Annotated in this window: 17 protein-coding genes; 7 read left to right on the top strand and 10 right to left on the bottom strand. The window is 40.1% G+C overall.

Annotated features, from left to right (window positions below):
- Positions 1-6: 6 nt before the first annotated feature.
- The 5 genes from QVH07_RS05185 (at position 7) to QVH07_RS05165 (ending at position 4,946) form a co-directional block, all read left to right on the top strand.
- Positions 7-933, top strand: a complete 927-nt coding sequence (locus QVH07_RS05185) for a DUF4412 domain-containing protein (protein ID WP_289999088.1) — start codon at positions 7-9, stop codon at positions 931-933.
- A gap of 58 nt (positions 934-991) precedes the next feature.
- Complete coding sequence (locus tag QVH07_RS05180) at positions 992-1,495, top strand: dihydrofolate reductase (protein ID WP_289999087.1); 504 nt, start codon at positions 992-994, stop codon at positions 1,493-1,495.
- On the top strand, positions 1,496-2,281 hold the full coding sequence (locus tag QVH07_RS05175) for an SDR family oxidoreductase (RefSeq protein WP_289999086.1): 786 nt from the start codon (positions 1,496-1,498) through the stop codon (positions 2,279-2,281).
- 3 nt (positions 2,282-2,284) lie between these two features.
- Positions 2,285-3,541, top strand: a complete 1,257-nt coding sequence (locus QVH07_RS05170; RefSeq protein WP_289999085.1) for a competence/damage-inducible protein A — start codon at positions 2,285-2,287, stop codon at positions 3,539-3,541.
- An 85-nt stretch (positions 3,542-3,626) separates the two neighbouring features.
- Entirely contained in the window at positions 3,627-4,946 is a 1,320-nt protein-coding gene (locus QVH07_RS05165) for a dihydrolipoamide acetyltransferase family protein (RefSeq protein WP_289999084.1), read from the top strand.
- Positions 4,947-4,959: 13 nt separating this feature from the next.
- On the opposite strand, the gene QVH07_RS05160 is transcribed toward QVH07_RS05165, so the two are convergent.
- Genes QVH07_RS05160 through QVH07_RS05140 form a run of 5 tightly spaced genes read right to left on the bottom strand, consistent with a single transcriptional unit; the run spans position 4,960 to position 12,888 of the window.
- Positions 4,960-7,830 carry a PAS domain-containing hybrid sensor histidine kinase/response regulator gene (locus QVH07_RS05160; RefSeq protein WP_289999083.1) on the bottom strand — a complete coding sequence of 957 codons (2,871 nt, stop codon included), beginning with the start codon at positions 7,828-7,830 and terminating at the stop codon, positions 4,960-4,962.
- Positions 7,827-8,822 carry a PDC sensor domain-containing protein gene (locus QVH07_RS05155; RefSeq protein ID WP_289999082.1) on the bottom strand — a complete coding sequence of 332 codons (996 nt, stop codon included), beginning with the start codon at positions 8,820-8,822 and terminating at the stop codon, positions 7,827-7,829. The genes QVH07_RS05160 and QVH07_RS05155 overlap by 4 nt, the downstream gene beginning before the upstream one ends.
- A 23-nt stretch (positions 8,823-8,845) precedes the next feature.
- Complete coding sequence (locus QVH07_RS05150) at positions 8,846-9,085, bottom strand: hypothetical protein (RefSeq protein WP_289999081.1); 240 nt, start codon at positions 9,083-9,085, stop codon at positions 8,846-8,848.
- A complete protein-coding gene (locus QVH07_RS05145; RefSeq protein ID WP_289999080.1) occupies positions 9,082-9,501 on the bottom strand; it encodes an OsmC family protein in 420 nt (139 codons plus the stop codon). Before QVH07_RS05145 ends, QVH07_RS05150 begins: the two co-directional genes overlap by 4 nt.
- 15 nt (positions 9,502-9,516) lie before the next feature.
- Positions 9,517-12,888, bottom strand: coding sequence for a methylmalonyl-CoA mutase family protein (locus tag QVH07_RS05140; protein WP_289999079.1), 3,372 nt, complete (start codon positions 12,886-12,888; stop codon positions 9,517-9,519).
- Positions 12,889-13,183: 295 nt separating this feature from the next.
- On the opposite strand from QVH07_RS05140, the gene QVH07_RS05135 reads away from it, so the two are divergent.
- Both QVH07_RS05135 and QVH07_RS05130 read left to right on the top strand, forming a co-directional pair.
- On the top strand, positions 13,184-14,518 hold the full coding sequence (locus QVH07_RS05135) for a sugar porter family MFS transporter (RefSeq protein ID WP_289999078.1): 1,335 nt from the start codon (positions 13,184-13,186) through the stop codon (positions 14,516-14,518).
- 1 nt (position 14,519) lies between these two features.
- Positions 14,520-15,407, top strand: coding sequence for a carbohydrate kinase family protein (locus tag QVH07_RS05130; protein WP_289999077.1), 888 nt, complete (start codon positions 14,520-14,522; stop codon positions 15,405-15,407).
- Here the strand turns inward: QVH07_RS05130 and QVH07_RS05125 are convergent.
- From QVH07_RS05125 to rsmA, 5 genes are all read right to left on the bottom strand, one after another.
- Positions 15,404-15,799, bottom strand: a complete 396-nt coding sequence (locus tag QVH07_RS05125; protein ID WP_289999076.1) for an HIT family protein — start codon at positions 15,797-15,799, stop codon at positions 15,404-15,406. The two genes, QVH07_RS05130 and QVH07_RS05125, sit on opposite strands and share 4 nt — an antisense overlap.
- A gap of 38 nt (positions 15,800-15,837) precedes the next feature.
- A complete protein-coding gene (gene greA, locus QVH07_RS05120) occupies positions 15,838-16,308 on the bottom strand; it encodes a transcription elongation factor GreA (RefSeq protein ID WP_289999075.1) in 471 nt (156 codons plus the stop codon).
- A gap of 141 nt (positions 16,309-16,449) precedes the next feature.
- A complete protein-coding gene (locus QVH07_RS05115; RefSeq protein WP_289999074.1) occupies positions 16,450-17,382 on the bottom strand; it encodes an NAD(P)-dependent oxidoreductase in 933 nt (310 codons plus the stop codon).
- A gap of 11 nt (positions 17,383-17,393) precedes the next feature.
- Complete coding sequence (gene mgtE, locus QVH07_RS05110) at positions 17,394-18,761, bottom strand: magnesium transporter (protein WP_289999073.1); 1,368 nt, start codon at positions 18,759-18,761, stop codon at positions 17,394-17,396.
- Positions 18,748-19,533: a 16S rRNA (adenine(1518)-N(6)/adenine(1519)-N(6))-dimethyltransferase RsmA gene (gene rsmA, locus QVH07_RS05105; protein WP_289999072.1), complete on the bottom strand. Its 786-nt coding sequence runs from the start codon at positions 19,531-19,533 to the stop codon at positions 18,748-18,750. Before rsmA ends, mgtE begins: the two co-directional genes overlap by 14 nt.
- Positions 19,534-19,544: the final 11 nt, after the last annotated feature.

Genomic DNA, 19,544 nt, shown 5'->3' with positions numbered 1-19,544 from the left:
TTAGCCATGAAACTTAAATTCATTTCATCTTTCCTGATTTTAATATTTTTATCTGTTTTCAACCCTTCTTCGGCGCAGTTCATTAAAAAGCTGAAAAAAGCAGCTTCCAGAGGCGTGGAAAATGCACTTGAAGAAAAGGTCGAAGAAGAAGTCAATAAATACGTCCAAAAGCAGCTTGAGAAGCAACTTGCAGGCCTTTATAGCGAAGATGGCGAAAGCACACCTGTCACGCTTGACATGAATAAAATTCTGGCAGGTATAGGAGAAGAGGTACCCACAAAGGATTCTTACTCTTTTAATGGTTTCTCCAGAATGGAGGTTCAAACCACGGAAAAAAACGGGAAAGCTGACGAGCCGATGGAGTTAATTTCATTTCTGACAGAAGAACCTACCTACACTGCCATGCAAATTGAAGATGTTGATGATCAAAATAATACGGTGATAATGATTTTTGATCTTGATAACAATGCCAATATCCTATTAATGGAAAATGAAGGTCAAAAGTCATCTTTCGCTTATGGTTTGGATCTTGAGGCCGCCATAGATGAGGCTGTGGAGGAAAACCCTGAAGAATTTGAAATGGAAAATTTCTCAATTGAAAAAACGGGAAATACCAAGGATATTTTGGGTTATGCTTGTGAAGAGTTTGAGGTGAAAACCGAAGATGGTGAGGGAACTTACTGGATGACCGTAGATCCTATTGAAGGCTTTTCTTCTTTCTGGGGAAAGAACAGTCCTTTTGTCACCACAAAAACTCGCCAGATGTATGGTGACCAATTTTCAAATTTACCAGAGGGAAACTTCATGGAGATGGATTTTAAATCAAATGATGGAAGTAGCATGACTATGAAAGTTTTAGAGATCGATTTAGACTCTAAGAAAGAGTTTGTCATGGCTGAATATCCTAACCTGATGACTTCCCAGCAAAAATAAAAGCCTCTATATTTACTAAAGACTTGTCTCAACCATACATACTATACGCAATTCTTTAATGAAAATATCATTAATCGCAGCTGTTGCTAAAAATGGGGTAATCGGGAAAAACAACGAATTGCTTTGGAGGCTTCCAGATGATTTCAAAAGGTTTAAGAAACTCACAGAAGGGCACCATATTCTTATGGGTAGGAAAACATTCGAATCCCTAGGTAGAATCCTTCCCAACAGAACACACCTTGTAGTTACCAGAAATAAGGATTTCAAAATGCCCGAGGGGCATCATGTGTTTCATAGTATCCAAGATGCTTTTATTTTTGCTCTTAAACAGGACCTTAAAAAGCTTTATGTCATAGGTGGAGGTGAAATTTACAAGGAATCAATCGATGTAGCAGATCAGCTCGAGCTCACCCTAGTGGATGCCGAACCTGATGGCGACGCTTTTTTCCCAGAATGGAATGAGGAAAGCTGGGAAGAAACCTTTAGAGAATTCCATCCTGCAGATGATAGGCACGACCACTCTTTCACTTTTTTAGATTTAAAAAGAATCAATCATGATTAAATGAATGACAAGGTAATTTGGATTACAGGTGCGTCCTCAGGGATTGGTGAAGCCTGCGCAAAAAAATACATTGAAGAAGGCTGGAAAGTAATTCTTTCAGCAAGGAATGAGCGGGAACTAGATCGAGTGAGATCCGAATCTGCACACCCTGAAAATGCCAAGGTGTTAATTTTGGACCTAACCGAAACCGAGGAAATTGTAGAAAAAACTACCATAGCAATTGAGCTTTTCGGGCATATTGATGTCGTTTTGCATTCCGGAGGGATCAGCCAAAGGTCATTGATCAAGGATACAACAATAGAGGTAGATCGGAGACTAATGGAAGTAAATTTCTTTGGGACTGTTGCACTTTCCAAAGCTATTTTGCCTCATTTTTTAGATAGAAAATCTGGAGCCTTTGGTATAATAAGTTCGCTAGTTGGGAAATTCGGGACTCCTTATCGGAGCTCGTACTCTGCCTCTAAACATGCCCTGCATGGATTTTTCGACACCTTAAGAGCTGAGCTTTACAAGGATAAAATACAGGTAACCATAATCTGTCCTGGCTTCATCAAAACGAATGTTTCTGTTAATGCCTTGACAGAAGATGGGAGTCCTTTGAATAAAATGGATGATGCACAAGCCAACGGGATGAGTCCTGAAAAATGTGCGGAGAAAATATTCTCAGCTATGAAAAAGAAAAAACGCGAGGTATATATTGGTGGCAAGGAAGTCTTTGGCGTTTATGCCAAACGCTTTTTCCCAGGATTATTTAGCAAACTAATCCAGACGGCCAAAGTTAGATAAAGCATGAATCAAGTCAGAGCAGAAATTATTGCCATTGGTGATGAGCTACTTTACGGCCATATAATTGATACAAACAGCCATTGGATTAGTCAGGAGCTAAGCCAAGTTGGAGTTAGGGTGGTTAGGAGAACTACAGTTGGAGACAATCGATTAGATATTTTAAGTGCATTTAAAGAAGCAGAATACAGGGCAGATATCATTCTCATCACAGGCGGTCTGGGACCTACCAATGATGATCTGACTAAACCACTACTCGCAGAGTATTTTAATACGGAAATCGTGGAATTTCCAGAGGCGGTGGAAGCGATCACGGCTTTTTTCAAAAGTCGGGGAAGAGAAATGACACCTTTGAATACCCTTCAAGGTCACCTTCCAAAAATATGTAAATATGTCCCAAATGAACTCGGCACTGCACCGGGAATGTGGTTTGAAAGAAATAAAACCTGCTGGATGAGTATGCCAGGGGTACCTCATGAGATGAAAAAACTCATGCTTGATTTTGTTCTGCCAAAATTAGGTGAGGTATTTTCTCTTCCGGTTATATCTCATAAAATGATTAAAACCGTCGGAATTGGAGAAAGCTGGCTTTCCGACTTAATCAAGGACTGGGAATTGGGACTTCCAAAGCATATCAAACTTGCATACCTCCCCTCTCTTGGTCATGTAAAACTGAGATTGACGGCTTTTGGACATAATAAAAAGGAGCTCGAAAGGGAAATAGATTTAGAAATCGAAAAGGTCTTTCCCACCATTTCCAAATATGTTTATGGGTATGATTCGGATACCCTAGAGCAATCAATAGGCAAATTACTCAAGGAAAGGAAAAAGCGAGTAGCTGTCGCAGAAAGCTGTTCTGGAGGCTATGTAGCTCATCAAATCACCAGTATTCCAGGAAGTAGTGAATATTTCGATGGAGGAGTGATTCCCTATCACAATCAATTCAAAGAAAAAATCATAGAAGTCAATTCTGAAACCTTGAAAAATCATGGTGCAGTAAGTGAAGAAACTGTGACAGAAATGGCCCGAGGAGTGAAAAAGTTGTTTTCTTCAGACTTTGGATTGGCTAGCAGTGGAGTCGCAGGTCCAGATGGTGGATCAAAAGATAAGCCAGTTGGAACAATCTGGATTGCCTGTGCTACTGATGAGTTTATCAAAACCAAAAAACTTCAGTTGACACAAGATCGAATATTGAATATTCGGCTGACAAGTGTAGCTTTGTTAAACCTCCTGAGAATTTGCATTCTCGAATCCAGCAAATAAAATTTTATCGATATGGTTTGGGATAGTCTTATTTAGAATATAATTTTATAGGAAGAATAAATACCCAATTTAATTATAGAGTGTTATGGCAAGTGTAGAAATGCTGATGCCCAAAATGGGAGAAAGTATCGTAGAAGGAACCGTACTTACCTGGCTTAAAAAAGAAGGTGATTCGATCGAAGAAGATGAATCAGTTTTGGAAGTGGCTACAGATAAGGTAGACACGGAAGTTCCAGCCACCCATCAGGGCACCCTTAAGAAAATTTTGGTGAAGGAAGGTGAAGTAGTCGCCGTAGGAGCTCCGATCGCTGTGATTGAAACTTCGGGAGAAGCTTCCTCAGAACCAGAAAAAAATGTTGAGATTGCTGAATCTGATTTAAAGGATGAACTTCTGGAAGCTGTTCCTGAGGGAACAGCGAATCTACTAGGTTCAACTTTGGCGGAGCCAAAAGAAAAAGAATCTTCTACAGATGAGCGCTTCTACTCTCCACTAGTAAAAAATATAGCGAAGAAAGAAGGGATAGGTGCGGCAGAACTCGCTTCCATTCCAGGAACCGGTAAAGATGGTCGAGTGACCAAAAAAGATATGCTCGACTATTTAAAAACTAGAAACGAGCCTAAGGCTACTCCTTCACAGGGTGCAAATCCTAGTGCACCCTCCATTTCGCAGCCTCAAGCCAAATCAAGCATTTCTGCTCAGGACGAGATTATAGAAATGGATCGAATGCGAAAAATGATTGCTAACCGAATGGTAGAATCAAAACGCATTTCACCTCATGTCACCTCATTTGTGGAGGCAGATATGACAAATATTGTGCTTTGGAGAAATAAGCACAAGGAAGCATACAAAGAGAAATTTGGGGAGCCAATTACGTTTACTCCTTTCTTTATTGAGGCTATTGCGAAAGCAATAGGGGATTTTCCAATGATTAACATTTCCGTAGATGGAGAAAAGATCATAGTCAAAAAGGATATAAATATCGGAATGGCTGTGGCACTTCCTTCTGGAAACTTGATCGTCCCTGTGATCAAAAATGCCGATCAATTAAACTTGGTTGGAATTTCTAAAAAGGTAAATGACCTCGCTTCAAGAGGAAGAGCAAATAAACTCTCAGCAGACGATTTAGCGGGCGGTACTTACACCGTATCCAATGTGGGCTCCTTTGGTAACGTAATGGGTACTCCGATCATTGCACAGCCGCAAGTAGCGATAATGGCTGTAGGAGCGATTGTCAAAAAGCCAGCAGTTGTGGAAACACCTACCGGCGATGTGATCGCCATTAGGCATAAAATGTTCCTTTCCCATTCCTACGATCATCGTGTGGTAGACGGGTCGCTCGGCGGCATGTTTGTACGAAGAGTAGCAGATTATTTGGAAGGCTTCGATATCAACACTGGCCTATAAAAAAAAGCAAACTTTAATGTTCGCTTTTACTCTTTTGCTCACCTTCTAGAGTCAAATATGTATTCTTAAGGATTTTGGCCAATTCAGCCAATCGTATAGGTTTGGTCAAGTAAAAATCCATTCCCATCTCTTCTGCTTTTTTAAAGTCTTCATCAAAAACATTTGCCGACAAGCCAACAATGATCACATCCTTTTGGATTTGGCCTTGTCTAATTCTTTTTGTTGCCTCAAGTCCATTAAGCAATGGCATTTGAACATCCATTAGAATGACATCGAATGCTTTTTGGTCCAAAGAGCTTAAAACGTCCAGTCCATTTCTTGCCACATCAAATTCATAATTTAGCTGTTCAAGCATCAGGCTCATCAGCTCTAAATTCAGATCATTATCCTCAGCCAATAAAATACGAAGCGGATACTCCTGCCCTTGATTCGAATCGATATCCTCATCTACCAATTCTACCACCCCGGAATCATTAAATTGATTCTCAGATTTACCCAGAAGGACACTAAATGAAAAAACAGATCCCTCTCCGACCGAACTCTCTATATTCAAATCACCTCCCATAATTTGAATAATCTTTTTGGCTATGGCCAAACCTAATCCTGTACCCTGATAGGTCCTGTCAGAAGCACTTTCCACCTGGAAAAATGGATCAGTCAAAAATGGAATTTCCTCGGGAGAAATACCTATTCCAGAATCATGGACCTCACAATTAATGAAATAGGCCGAATCAGTTAGGTATTCGGTACTTAATTTTACCAAAATTTCTCCTCCTTCTGGGGTGAACTTGGTAGCATTTCCCAAAAGGTTCATTAGGACTTGCTGCCACTTATCCTTATCTCCAATAAACCATCCATTTGCTTCCTCCTCAATTTCGTAAACCAGGTTTATTTTCTTCTTCTTTGTTAGACCAAGGAAGATATCGATCATTTTTATGAGCTCAATCCCAGGACTGAACTTTTGATCATTTAATTCAATTTTACCAGCCTCTATTTTTGAGTAATCAAGAATGTCCTTGATGATTCCCAAAAGACTGTTTCCTGAGTTCTTAATAATACTTAAATACTGTTTTTGCTGATCATTAAGGTCCGTCTGTTCTAGTAAATCGATTATCCCAAGAAGACCATTGAGCGGGGTTCTGATCTCATGGCTCATATTGGCTAGAAACTCTGATTTGGCTTGATTAGCCTTTTCTGCTGCATTCATCGCTTCCACCAATCCCTTCTCCCAAATCTTTTGAGTGGTTATGTCCTTGGATAAGGACATCATTTGGCTATCATCAAGAGGGAAAAACCGAACTTCAAAATATTTTTTAGTATCATCAATACGAATCGGCCACTCTACAGTCTTTATTCTACCGGTTCGCCTGGATTCTGAGAATGCTTTTAAAACTTCATCCTTCATCTTTGTCCCTACCAGCTCATCTAGCCTTTTCCCTACAAACTCGCTCGAATTCGCCACAAATTCTGATTGATCTTTTACGTCAAGTGATAAAATTTTACCACTATTATCATAAATCGAAATCACATCAGGGATATTCCTAATTACATTTCGAAGTCTATTTTCACTATTTATCAGTTCTTTTCGAGCCTCATACTGGTTGGTGATGTCTGTACATATCCCATTTCCCCCCTTGAAATTTCCCTCTTCATCATAAACTAGTTTTTCGAAAATCCTGAGCCTTAATTTTTTTCCATCCCTTCGTAGATAGTCATATTCAAAATCCAGATAGGGAAGCTTGTTATCAACTGCCTTAAGAACAAAATTCCTGACTCTCTTGACGTCTTCATACGGGCTGTTTTTTTGAAATGCTTCATAAAATTCATTTAGATCTCTTCCCAGAATAGCTTCCATCTCTTGTGTGACTCGCGTAATTTTTCCTTGATAATCATGAAAAAAGACGAAACCCCTTAGCTCCTGCAAAAGAAGACTTTGTCGCTCAAAGAGATCTGAAATCTCTTCTGTTTTCTGCATTAATTCTTTCCTGGATTTTTCGTTATTCCCGATCGAAAGAGAGAAAATAACTATCGTTCCGATAAGAATCAGAATCAAGACACAGAACAAAAAGAAATAGGTTGAATAAATCCCGGAGTTTAAATCATCAGTTTTCAAAAGGAAAACCAGTGAAGCATCTCGTTCTATATCTCCAAAATCAAAAGGATACTGGGCTGCTTGGGCCATACCTTCCATTCCTGAACTTATCCAGTTTACAGAATATAGTCCTTTCAGTCCTTCCGAAACATCCTTGAAAATTTCATTTCTTGATTCTTCAGCAATGGAAATAGGTTCTTGGGAGAATCCAGAATTCAGATAAATAATTGAATCCCTGATTATTAGAAACTTAGATCCATTCGGATCAAGGTAAAAGTCCTGTACAAATCTTACCGTGTAAGCGGGTAGATTCAGAAAGAATTCAATTTTAATTTCTGTATCACCTTCTACTTCTAGGTAGTTGAGATTATTTTTTTCTGATACCTCATAAATCTGACGCCTGATAAAATTATTTCTTTGCGTCATTTGAAACGAAATCAAAGAATCCGAAAAATGAACATGGGCTGAATCTATTAAATCAGGATAAGAGTTAAATACACGTCTAATGGTTTCAGTAAACTCCTGTCGGTAGTCTTCTTCATCCATATCCTGATCATCCACGAAGGCTCTTACGACTTTAGCATCTCCTTCAAATTCATCCATTTTCATCTCCAGTTGCCTGGAAACCAGCTCAGTCTGCTTCTGCAAAAACTCCTTTCTTGAGGATAATTGAGAGTTTCGAATGGCTATAAAAAAATTAACAGCAAGTACCACCACAGATATGACTATCACCGACCCCATGATGATGGTCACCCAAAAATCTTGCTGATATTTTGACTTAAACCATTTCAATTCTTTACTATTTCAATCAAAACCCAGCCGATAAGCTGAAACCTTGATACGATTGCACAGCAAAGGTCAGGTTCTTGCTCAAAATAAAATCGGTCTTCTCCAAAATTAAGTAGAGTGCTGGCCATTTTTCTGACTTCGGCGCTCTTGCTGTTGTACAAATTATAGTCAGAGATCCTAAAGTTGTCAGTTTTAATGGTCTCAGTGTAGACATGATTCTTTAGCGGGGGAAACCCCAAAGCATTTATGGCAACCGGAGATCCAGAAACAATATCCCCTTTGGCTGTTACAACTAAAAATTCACCCGCACTGGGTCGCATATACGGCTCTAAAATTTCAGAAAGTTTGAAATCAATCCCTACAACCAACTTAAGTTGGTCATTCACATAAACTGGTGAAACCAATGAGACAATCCAGCCCAGTCCAGCGGGATCTATGTATGCGTCCGGCAACCACCTAGGCACACGTTCAGGGTTATTAGTTTCATCAGCACCATAGTAGAAATTAAATGCTGTAAGATCCAAGTCAGGTTCTAGGAGATTGACTGCATCGTATTCTGGATAAACTCTAGAGATTTGATCGGCAGAATTTGTATAAATCTGAGCGATCTGAGGGTATTTTGTACGAATACTTCGGAAAAGGGAATCCAATGGATTTGTAATTCGAATCTCCTTGTATATCAATTCCTGATCAGTTTGGAGAGAGGAAATATAGATGGTGCTTTTATCGTCAGAATCTCCAGGCCTATTATTGGAAATACCATTTGTAAACGTATAGCTAAGGGGAACTTCAAAATCAACGGTATCCTGATTTTCGTAAAGTGAAGTGATGAATTCTGAAACGAAAGCTATTTCCTCCATCATATCTCGACCATCCCTTTCCACACTACTAATTATCAGATCAAGATCAGCCGGATCCAAGTCTTTTTTTACTTTTTCTTTTGACTCACAGGAAAAGAAAAATAGTACCAGAACTGTCCAAAAGATTTTTCTCATGAAGCCAAAATAAAGCTTTTCGCTCAAAGCTTTATCAGCTCTTCCCTAAATGAGGTACCCATTTCGTGGAATCTTGTCTTTACCTTCTCAAAAAAATCTCCCTTCCAAAACGTTTCTAACTCCGATTGATCTAAAACATCCATTTCGGGAACCTTGAAAGTCTGCTCCATTGGACCAAGCTCAAATTTGATAATGTATTTATTGTTCCAAGAAAATAAACTAATACGAATTTCCTCTTGTAACCATTCCCGAATTACTCTCATGATGGCCTTTGAATTTCAGTGGTGTAAGTGATATTTGACTTTAAGGATGAAGCAACCGAGCAATACTTATCAACAGCCAATGCAATAACTTTCTGAAATTCTTGTTCCTTGGCATCAGGAGAAACCAGAACAAACCTCATGGTGATATCTTTGAAAAACTCAGGAACCCCATCATTTCTACTTCCCTCTATCTCCACAAAAAAATCTAAAATTGTTTTTCTTTTCTTCTTCATCATCAAAACGGCATCAACGGAAGCACAGCCTCCAAGAGCTGAAAGGAGTAAGTCCATTGGCGATTGAGCTTTCTTTTTTTCATAATCATACATGTCAATCTGCACCTTATTACCTTGGGCATTCACACCTTCGTATTCATAGTCGGCCTTCATGGTGACCTTTACACTTTTCTTATTTGCCATAACCTTTAAATCTGATTACATATTTCTTCTGTATTGCCCTCCTACCTCGTAAAGCGCATTCGTGATTTCTCCTAGGGAACAATACTTCGATACCTCCATCAGTTCTTTGAAAACATTATCATTTTTCAATGCTGTAACTTTCAATTGAGATAACAATTTATCCGATCTTTCTCTCTGACTCCCGTGAAGATTTTTTAGAGTTTGAATCTGGTTCTCTTTCTCAGATTCATTAGCCCGAATGACTTCTCCAGGTATGACTGTTGGAGACCCTTCTGAGGAAAGGAATGTATTCACTCCAATAATTGGATACTCTCCGGTGTGTTTTAGCATTTCGTAGTGCAAGCTTTCCTCCTGAATTTTTCCTCTTTGGTACATTGTCTCCATGGCCCCTAGAACCCCACCTCTTTCTGTGATTCGATCAAATTCCAAATAAACAGCCTCTTCCACTAAATCCGTTAACTCCTCAATGATAAATCCACCCTGAATTGGGTTCTCGTTTTTGGCCAAGCCAAGCTCTTTGTTGATGATCAATTGGATGGCCATTGCACGCCGCACTGAAGCTTCTGTTGGGGTGGTGATAGCCTCGTCATATGCATTGGTGTGGAGAGAATTACAATTATCATAAATAGCGTAAAGCGCCTGCAATGTGGTTCTTATATCATTGAAATCGATCTCTTGTGCGTGTAAGGACCTACCCGAAGTCTGGATGTGGTATTTAAGCATCTGTGACCTCTCATTAGCACCATATTTTAACTTCATGGCTTTAGCCCAAATCCTCCTAGCCACTCTTCCGATTACCGCATATTCAGGATCAATCCCATTAGAGAAAAAGAAGGATAGATTTGGCGCAAATTTATTGATATCCATTCCTCGGCTCACATAATACTCCACATAGGTGAAACCATTAGAAAGAGTCAGTGCCAGCTGAGTGATCGGGTTTGCACCGGCTTCTGCGATGTGATATCCTGAAATAGAAACAGAATAGAAGTTTCTAATCTGATTTTGGATAAAATATTCCTGAACATCTCCCATGAGTCTAAGAGAAAATTCCGTTGAGAAAATACAAGTATTTTGAGCCTGGTCTTCTTTTAATATATCGGCTTGGACCGTACCTCTGACTTTCGAAATAGTGTCAGCTTTGATCTTTTCATACACATCTTTTGGTAAAACCTGATCACCAGTTACTCCCAATAGCATCAGCCCCAAACCATCATTTCCTTTTGGGATTTCGGCATTGTACTTCGGTCTCGGATTATCCTTGTAGATTACCGAAATCTTTTTCTCTACTTCCTTTTCCAGGCCATTCTCTTTAATGTAAACCTCGCATTGCTGGTCAATGGCTGCATTCATGAAAAAGGCAGTCATGGTCGCTGCCGGTCCATTAATCGTCATGGAAACCGATGTTTTGGGGTCAACCAAATTGAAGCCTGAGTAAAGCTTTTTGGCATCATCAAGACAGCATACATTGACTCCCGAATTTCCGATTTTTCCGTAAATATCAGGTCGGTAATCTGGATCCTCTCCATAAAGGGTTACCGAATCAAATGCGGTAGAAAGCCGCTTTGCAGGCATATCCTGAGAAACATAATGGAAACGCTTATTCGTCCTTTCTGGCCCACCTTCACCTGCAAACATCCGGGTCGGATCTTCTCCTTCTCTTTTAAATGGGAAAACTCCCGCAGTGTATGGGAACTTTCCAGGAACATTTTCCTTAAGCCCCCATTTCAATAGATCACCCCAAGCCTCATATTTCGGAAGGGAAACCTTCGGAATTCTAGACTCGGAAAGAGAAGTATGGTAGGTCTTAACTTTGATTTCTTTATCACGAACCTTGAAGATGTAGTATTCATCAGAATAGCGCTGCTCCTCGGTTTTCCAGTTTTCTAACCAAAGCTTGTTTTTTGGATCAAGTTCAAGTTCCACTTGAGAATAAACCTCCTCAAGTTCTTTGATCATTCTGTCCTTGTCCTCCATCCTACTTTCAGAAATGGTTTCTATGGATTTCCTTATGCTATAGAGCTTTTGGGCTATCTCCTTCTGCTCCTCCACCCACCGATCATAGTTTCTGTTTGTTTCTGTGATTTCAGATAGATATCTGGTTCTGGATGGGGGAATGATGTAAATTTTTTCTGACTGACCTCCGGTCAATTCAAAATTACTTCCCCATCCCTCATGCCTTTCTCCGATGTGATGAATAAGGGCCCGGTAGAGCTCATTCATACCCGGATCATTAAATTGTGAGGCAATTGTGCCAAAAACAGGTATGTCTTCATCTTTGGTTTCCCAAAGATTATGATTTCGTTTATACTGCTTTTTGACGTCCCTAATGGCATCTAGAGCACCTCTCTTGTCGAACTTGTTCAAAGCAATTACATCTGCAAAATCAAGCATGTCAATCTTTTCCAACTGGGATGCAGCTCCGTATTCGGGAGTCATTACGTAAAGAGAAAGATCTGAATGTTCGATAATTTCTGTGTCGGACTGACCTATCCCGGATGTCTCCAGAATGACCAAATCAAAGTCTGCGGCTTTTACTGTATCCACAGCATCTTGAACGTATCTAGATAAAGCCAAATTGGACTGACGGGTTGCCAAAGATCGCATATACACCCTTGGGTGATTGATGGCATTCATTCTGATTCTATCTCCAAGTAATGCACCTCCCGTCTTTCTTTTAGAAGGGTCTACAGAGATAATCGCCAAAGTTTTATCCTCAAAATCAATTAAAAATCTTCTTACCAATTCGTCCACCAAAGATGATTTTCCTGCTCCTCCTGTACCGGTAATTCCCAAAACTGGAGTAGTAGATTCCTTGCTTTGCTTTCTGACAGTATCAAGTAGATTTTTGGCACTTTCGGGAAAATTCTCAAATGAAGAAATAGCCCTGGCTATGTAACCCTTGTTTTCTCTATCTAGCGAAAAACCTTCTGGAAGTTCATTTCCAATCGGAAAATCACACTTCTTCACCAAGTCATTAATCATCCCTTGGAGACCAAGAGCTCTACCATCATCTGGAGAGTAAATTCGGTCAATCCCGTATTCCTCGAGTTCGTTAATCTCCTCAGGAAGGATGGTTCCTCCTCCTCCACCGAAGATTTTTATGTGTCCTGCACCATTTTCTCTGAGCAGGTCATACATGTATTTAAAAAACTCCACGTGCCCACCCTGGTAAGAGGTAATGGCTATGGCTTGCACATCTTCCTGAATGGCACAGTTCACAATTTCCTGTACAGAACGGTTGTGCCCCAAATGAATCACTTCGCAGCCAGTTGACTGGATGATTCTTCTCATGATATTTATAGCCGCATCATGTCCATCAAAAAGGGATGCAGCAGTCACGATTCGAATATGATTCTTTGGCGTGTAAGTTTCGACTTGATTTGTCATTGTTTGGGTCTATAGCTTGGTTCAGTGATAAAATTCGATCTTTCGGATGAACTATCTTACTACGCGAAGATAGGAAATTTTATACAGGCCATCAGTTCAGTTTTTGATGAAAACCAAATATTCTTCTGTGAGTAGTACAACCCTCAAAGGGCTCAAAGTTCCCTGGGAAATTCACCTTTTTTTGGTTACAAATTAATTCAGTCGAAACCCGGCCAAAATATCAAATGCCAATTTCTCCTTTTTGATATTTGAGGGTTCTGGTTAGATTCGTGCATCATCTCAAACCCATTCAAGCATGTCCATAGGAAAGTATGCCATTTTTGTATCAATAACAGCCGCTTTGGGTGGCTTTCTTTTCGGTTTTGATACAGCAGTAATTTCCGGTGCCGAAAGACAAATTCAGGAAGTTTGGCAGCTAAGTGATTGGATGCATGGTTTGGCTATCGCCTCTGCCCTTTACGGAACCGTGATCGGTGCTTTATTCGGAGGTATTCCTGCTGATAAATTTGGGAGAAAGAAAAGCCTGCTTTGGATTGGCTTACTCTATTTCATTTCAGCATTCGGGTCTGCTGCTGCCTGGGATGTTACATCATTTACCCTTTTTCGATTCATTGGTGGCTTAGGCGTAGGAGCTTCATCTGTGGTTGCCCCAATGTATATTTCAGAAATTGCTCCCGCAAAAAACCGTGGGTTCCTAGTGGCTTTGTACCAATTCAATATCGTTTTTGGGATTGTAATTGCTTATGTTTCCAATTACCTTATTGGCACTGCAGACCTAATCAACGAATGGAGATGGATGCTGGGCGTGGAAGCAATACCTGCCTTAATTTATTCTATTATGATTTTCAGAATTCCCGAAAGTCCAAGGTGGATTTTGGCCAAACTGGGGGATGAAAGTAAAGCAAGACAAATACTTACTAAAACAGATCCGGATGGTGTGGACGAAGCTATTGCCCTAGCAATTGAGGAAGAAAACGAAATCCATCAAAAAGGAAGTTTCTCAGCGATTTTTACCAAAACATTTTTACCTACCACCATCCTGGCAATCATGTTTGCCTTCTTTAATCAGCTTTCTGGAATCAATGCCATAATCTACTTCGCTCCCAGAGTTTTTGAAATGGCTGGAATTTCCACTGAAAATGCGCTTATTTCCACCATTGGAATTGGGTTGGTGAATTTGGCAGGTACCTTCCTCGGGCTTTATTTGATCGATAGAATAGGCCGTAAAAAACTAATGTATATTGGTTCGGTAGGCTATATTGTTTCACTTTGCCTCATGGCTTTTAATTTCCTTGGACCTGGAATTTCTTCTTCATGGTTACCTTTCTTTGTTTTTGGCTTTATTATCTCCCATGCAATAGGACAGGGTTCTGTGATTTGGGTTTTCATCTCTGAAATGTTCCCAAATGATCTCCGCGCTTATGGCCAATCTATTGGGTCATTCACACATTGGATTCTTGCCGCCATCATTGCAAATGTATTCCCCTTCTTTGCCAATCAATTTGGACCAGGCTATATCTTCCTGTTCTTTGCTACTATGATGGTATGGCAACTTCTCTGGGTAATTTTCAAAATGCCTGAAACCAAAGGGAAAACTTTGGAACAGATTCATAAAAACATACACAATTGAGATGAAAAAGCGAGTAGTGTTATTTGGTGAAATGCTCTGGGATTGTCTTAGAACAGGATCTATTCCTGGGGGTGCTCCGATGAATGTGGCTTTAAATCTACACCAACTTGGACATCATTCCCAACTAATTTCTTCAGTAGGGCATGATAAACTGGGGTCTGACCTTTTGGAATTCCTCCATTCCTTTTGCAAAGACACCTCACTAATTCAAACCCTTCCAAACCTAGAGACCTCAAGGGTTTTAATTGATGATAGTGACCCGGAGAACATCCGGTATGATATTCTGGAAAATGTGGCGTGGGACCACATAAAAATCACCACTGAAGCCATGGAGGCTGTGAAAAAATCCGATACCTTGATTTTCGGATCACTTGCGGTGAGAAGTGCAGAAAGCTTTAAAACACTTCTTGCCATCTTACCTCATGCAAAATGGAAGATTTTTGATGCGAATCTCCGCCCTCCATATGTTGATTTTGATAAAATAACTACCCTATTAGCCCAAACAGACCTGTTAAAAATCAATGAGGATGAATTGGTCGAGTTTGCTAAGTACTTTGAAATAAGCAAAGAAATAAAACCGTTTTGTGATCATATCTCTAAGGAATTCGAAATAGAAAAAATATGTATCACCTTAGGTTCAAAGGGTGCCCTAATTTATGATAGAGGTAAAATATTCCAACACGCTGGCTATCAAGTAAAAGTGAGTGATACTATTGGTGCTGGAGATGCCTTTCTAAGCGGGTTTATTTATCGAATCCTTGATGGAAAAGAACCAATTAAAGCCCTTGATTTTGGGTGTAAACTTGGAGCTTATGTAGCCACCCAAAAGGGAGGAACCCCCAAGTACTCATTGAGAATAATTGAAGAATTTGACCCAAGGTCAAATTAGCCGAGACCAGCTTTTATCGTTTCAGCTATGCTATCCAGTTCTTCGGAACTCAATTTCAGCTTTGGCCTAGTAAAATTAATGTCCTCCATACTGTTAAGAGGAACTAAGTGCACATGAACGTGGGGCACTTCCAGCCCGATGACAGCTACACCTACTCTCGTACATTTGATGGTTTTATCTATTGCCTTGGCCACCTTTTGAGCGAAAACGGTAAGACCTTGAAGAATTTCTGGCTCCAGGTCAAAAATGTAATCCACTTCCACTTTAGGTACTACGAGTACATGTCCTTTGACTAGGGGCATGATGTCCAAAAAAGCAATGTAATGATCGTCTTCAGCGATGATATTTGCTGGAATTTCTCGATTTATAATTTTGGTAAAAATTGTTGCCATCCCTAAAAATAAAAAATCCCGGTTAGACCGGGATTCAATTAGTAAGTTATTTCTAATACTTCAAATTGAAGTTTTCCTGCCGGGGCATTAATCTCGGCTATTTCACCCACTTTCTTTCCATTCAACCCTTTTCCAAAAGGTGATGCCAGAGATATTTTCCCCGCCTTCAAGTCAGCCTCTTCTTCTGAAACCAAAGTGTAGGCTACTTCCATCCCGTTTTTAATGTTTTTAATTTTCACGGTACTTAGAATTCCAGCCTTTGAAGGATCCATTATAGAATTATCCAGGACACGGGCATTGCCCACTACAGCTTCAAGTTTTGCAATCTTTAGCTCTAAATGCCCTTGAGCATCCTTTGCTGCATCGTACTCAGCATTTTCACTTAAATCTCCTTTGTCTCGGGCTTCAGCAATTTGCTTAGCTATGTCCTGCCTTCCTTTTCCTTTGAGTTCCGCAAGCTCCTCTTTAAGCTTTCTGAGTCCTTCCTCAGTGTAATATTGCACTCCCATATTTGATAAGTTTGATTTGGGTATTAAAACAAAGTAACGGCTACCTCTCAGCACCGTTACCGTGGATTTTGTCTTTATTTATGGGGCAAAGATACGAAAGCTTTGCCATTTAGCAAGTTTGTATTTTCACTCCTGTCGCCTTTAAAGGCCAAATTTTTTCCGAATTTGTTTGACCAAAACCTCATTTATTTTTTCGTAGGACTCAAAAGTCCAACCTGCAACATGAGGAGTGAACAAAACATTTTCACGTGAAGCCAGACGATCAAATTCTTCCTTTTGAGCCGGGGTAAATTGGTCAAACTTCTCATTCTCGAGTACATCTAAAATAGCACCTAAAATCTGACCTTTATCGAGGGCTCTATTGATGCTCGAAAAAGAAATAACTTCTCCCCTTGCGGTATTGATCAGCCAAATTGGCTTTTTAAAGCCAGAAATAACCTTATCATCAAAAAACATACGGGTTTCATCCGTAAGCGGTACATGAATACTCAGAATTTCGGCTTTTTCTTGCAGTTCTTCCATACTCACTTCCTTCACGTCACGATCGCCAAAACCTGACTTATATTTGTCATAGGCTAAAACTTCCACATCGAAACCTTTGAGTCTTTTGGCGAAGGCTTTACCCATATTTCCATAGCCGAAAATCCCGACGGTTTTTCCTTTCAGCTCAATCCCCCGATTACCTTCACGGTCCCAGACACCTTTTCTTACCTCTCTATCGGCTTTCAATAAGTGATTGAAAAGAGCCAGAAGACCACCTATGGCCTGCTCGGCTACTGCATCCCGGTTTCCTTTTGCTGCATGGAACAGTTCTATATTCCTTGATTTTACATAGTCCTGGTCTATTTTTTCCAGCCCTGCTCCAGCTCTGGCTATAAACTTTAGGTTTTTTCCTTTTTCAAGTAACTCCCTATCCATTGAGGTTTTGGAACGAATAAAAATCCCCTCATACCCGTCTATGATTTCTAAAATCTCTTCCCTTTTAATCAATGGACGGTAGTCTGCCTTTAAATTAATCTCTTCGAGCAAAGTTATTATGCTCTTATGCATTTCATCAATAATCAGCACTTTCATGGTAGCAATCCTTATAGATTCAAAAGTGACATAGCCACGAGGAAATAAACTGCTAAGCCTAGCAGATCGTTCGCAGTAGTAATAAAGGGACCTGATGCCAATGCTGGGTTTATTCCCATTCGGTCCAAAACAATGGGTGTTACAGTCCCCATAAAAGAAGCCAGTAGAACGACTGAGAAAAGGGCAATTGAGACAACCATGGCAAATCTGGCGCCATTACCATAAAATAAAACTACCATTCCGAAAACAAACAAAGCTAAAATCAACCCATTAAGAATGGCAACCAGAAGTCCTTTAAGAAAACGTTTCGAAAGACTATCATCAAAGGCAGATTTGCTTGCTAAGGACTGAACCACCAAAGAGGAGGATTGAATACCTACATTTCCTCCGGTAGCGGTGATCAGAGGAATAAAAAATGCGAGTGCAGTAACTTTACTGAGCCCACCTTCAAAGAAACCAATGAATCCCGCGCCCATCAGTCCGCCGATAATACCAATCAAAAGCCAGGGTAAACGAGCTTTGGTCAGTTTAATTACGGAATCATACTCATCAACGGTATCGGTAATACCGGTCATCGCCTGCATGTCTTCTTCTGCTTCCTCCCGCAATACATCAAGGATATCATCTACCGTAATTCTACCTACGAGTACATTTTTAGCATTCACCACCGGGATTGATTCCAAATCATATCTACGCATGATTTCAGCCACTTCCTCCTGGTCGGTATCTGTAGTTACAGAGATCAGCTCTTCTTCATATATATCCTGAATCAACGTCTGATCAGAGGCCAGCACAATTTTTTTAAGGGAAACCCTTCCAAGAAGATGCTGACGATTATTCACTACATAAATGGAAAAAATCTTTTCCACATTTTCAGCCTGCCTTCTTATTTCATTTATTGTTTGGACCACTGTCCAATTCTTATTGGCACGGATATATTCCTTTGCCATGATACCGCCAGCAGTGTCCTCTTCGTATTTTAAAAGGTCTATGACCTGAAGAGATTTAGCCTTGTCATCAAAATAGCCGATGATCTCCTGACTTTCCTTATCATCAAAGAGATTGAGCATATCAGCGGCGTCATCCGAATCCATTAATTGGATGTATGAAGCCAGCTCTTGGTAATCCATCTCTTTGATAACCTTATCCAGGGTATCATCCTCCAGCTCTGTTAAAATATCGGAGGCTACCTGCTTATCGATGGTTTTAAAAACGAAAAGAGCCTCTTCCATGGTCAGCTCCTCCAGCATTGAAGCAATATCAGCTACATTGACACCTTCGAAGGACTCCTGAATAAAAGACCCATCCTCGCCTTCAATAGCGATTCGAAGGCTTTCCAGATACTCTTTGGATAGTTCGAATTGCTTAATTGTTTCCACGCGACTTCTCGATTTGTGAGGTTAGAAATACAAAATCATCCACAGACAATTGCTCCGCCCTTAAGTCCATCAAGGGATGCTGCTTCAAATCATCTGCAAGATCAAAAGATTTTAATGAGTTTCTAAGGGTTTTCCTACGATTCCCAAAACCTCCTTTCACAACTTTAAAAAAAAGCTTCTCATCACAGTCCAGTTTTTCAACTGAATTCCTCAGGAGCCTGATGACCCCCGAATTAACTTTAGGAGGTGGATCGAAAACATGAGGAGGGACTGAAAAAAGATATTCGATATCGTAAAAGGCCTGTAAAAGTACTGACAGAATGCCATAGCTTTTATTTCCCTTAGGAGAAGCTATTCTCTCAGCCACTTCCTTTTGCAGCATGCAGACCACCTCGGTTACCTTATGTCTTTGCTCCAGGATTCTAAAAAAAATTTGTGTAGAAATATTATATGGAAAATTACCTGCCACGATGTATGGATCAGGAAGCATTTCTCTAAAATCGTAATCGAGAAAATCTCCATAAATTATTTTCCCCGCTAGCTGCAGGTATTTTTCAGATAGAAATGCAATGGATTCTTTATCAATGTCGATCAGTAAAAGCTCTTGATCCAATTCAAGTAAAAAATCGGTCAGCACTCCCATTCCAGGTCCGATCTCGAGAATGGTCTGAGCACCACCATGACCGGTTATGGCTTTTGCGATATCCTCAGCGATCGACAAATCCTTCAAGAAATGTTGCCCCAGGTGTTTTTTTGCTTTTACCTTTTTCATCGATCCCCTCG

Source organism: Algoriphagus sediminis (assembly GCF_030403435.1).
GTDB classification, from domain to species: domain Bacteria; phylum Bacteroidota; class Bacteroidia; order Cytophagales; family Cyclobacteriaceae; genus Algoriphagus; species Algoriphagus sediminis.
Note: the sequence above shows the minus strand (reverse complement) of the source record. Positions and strands in the feature narration are given on the sequence as shown.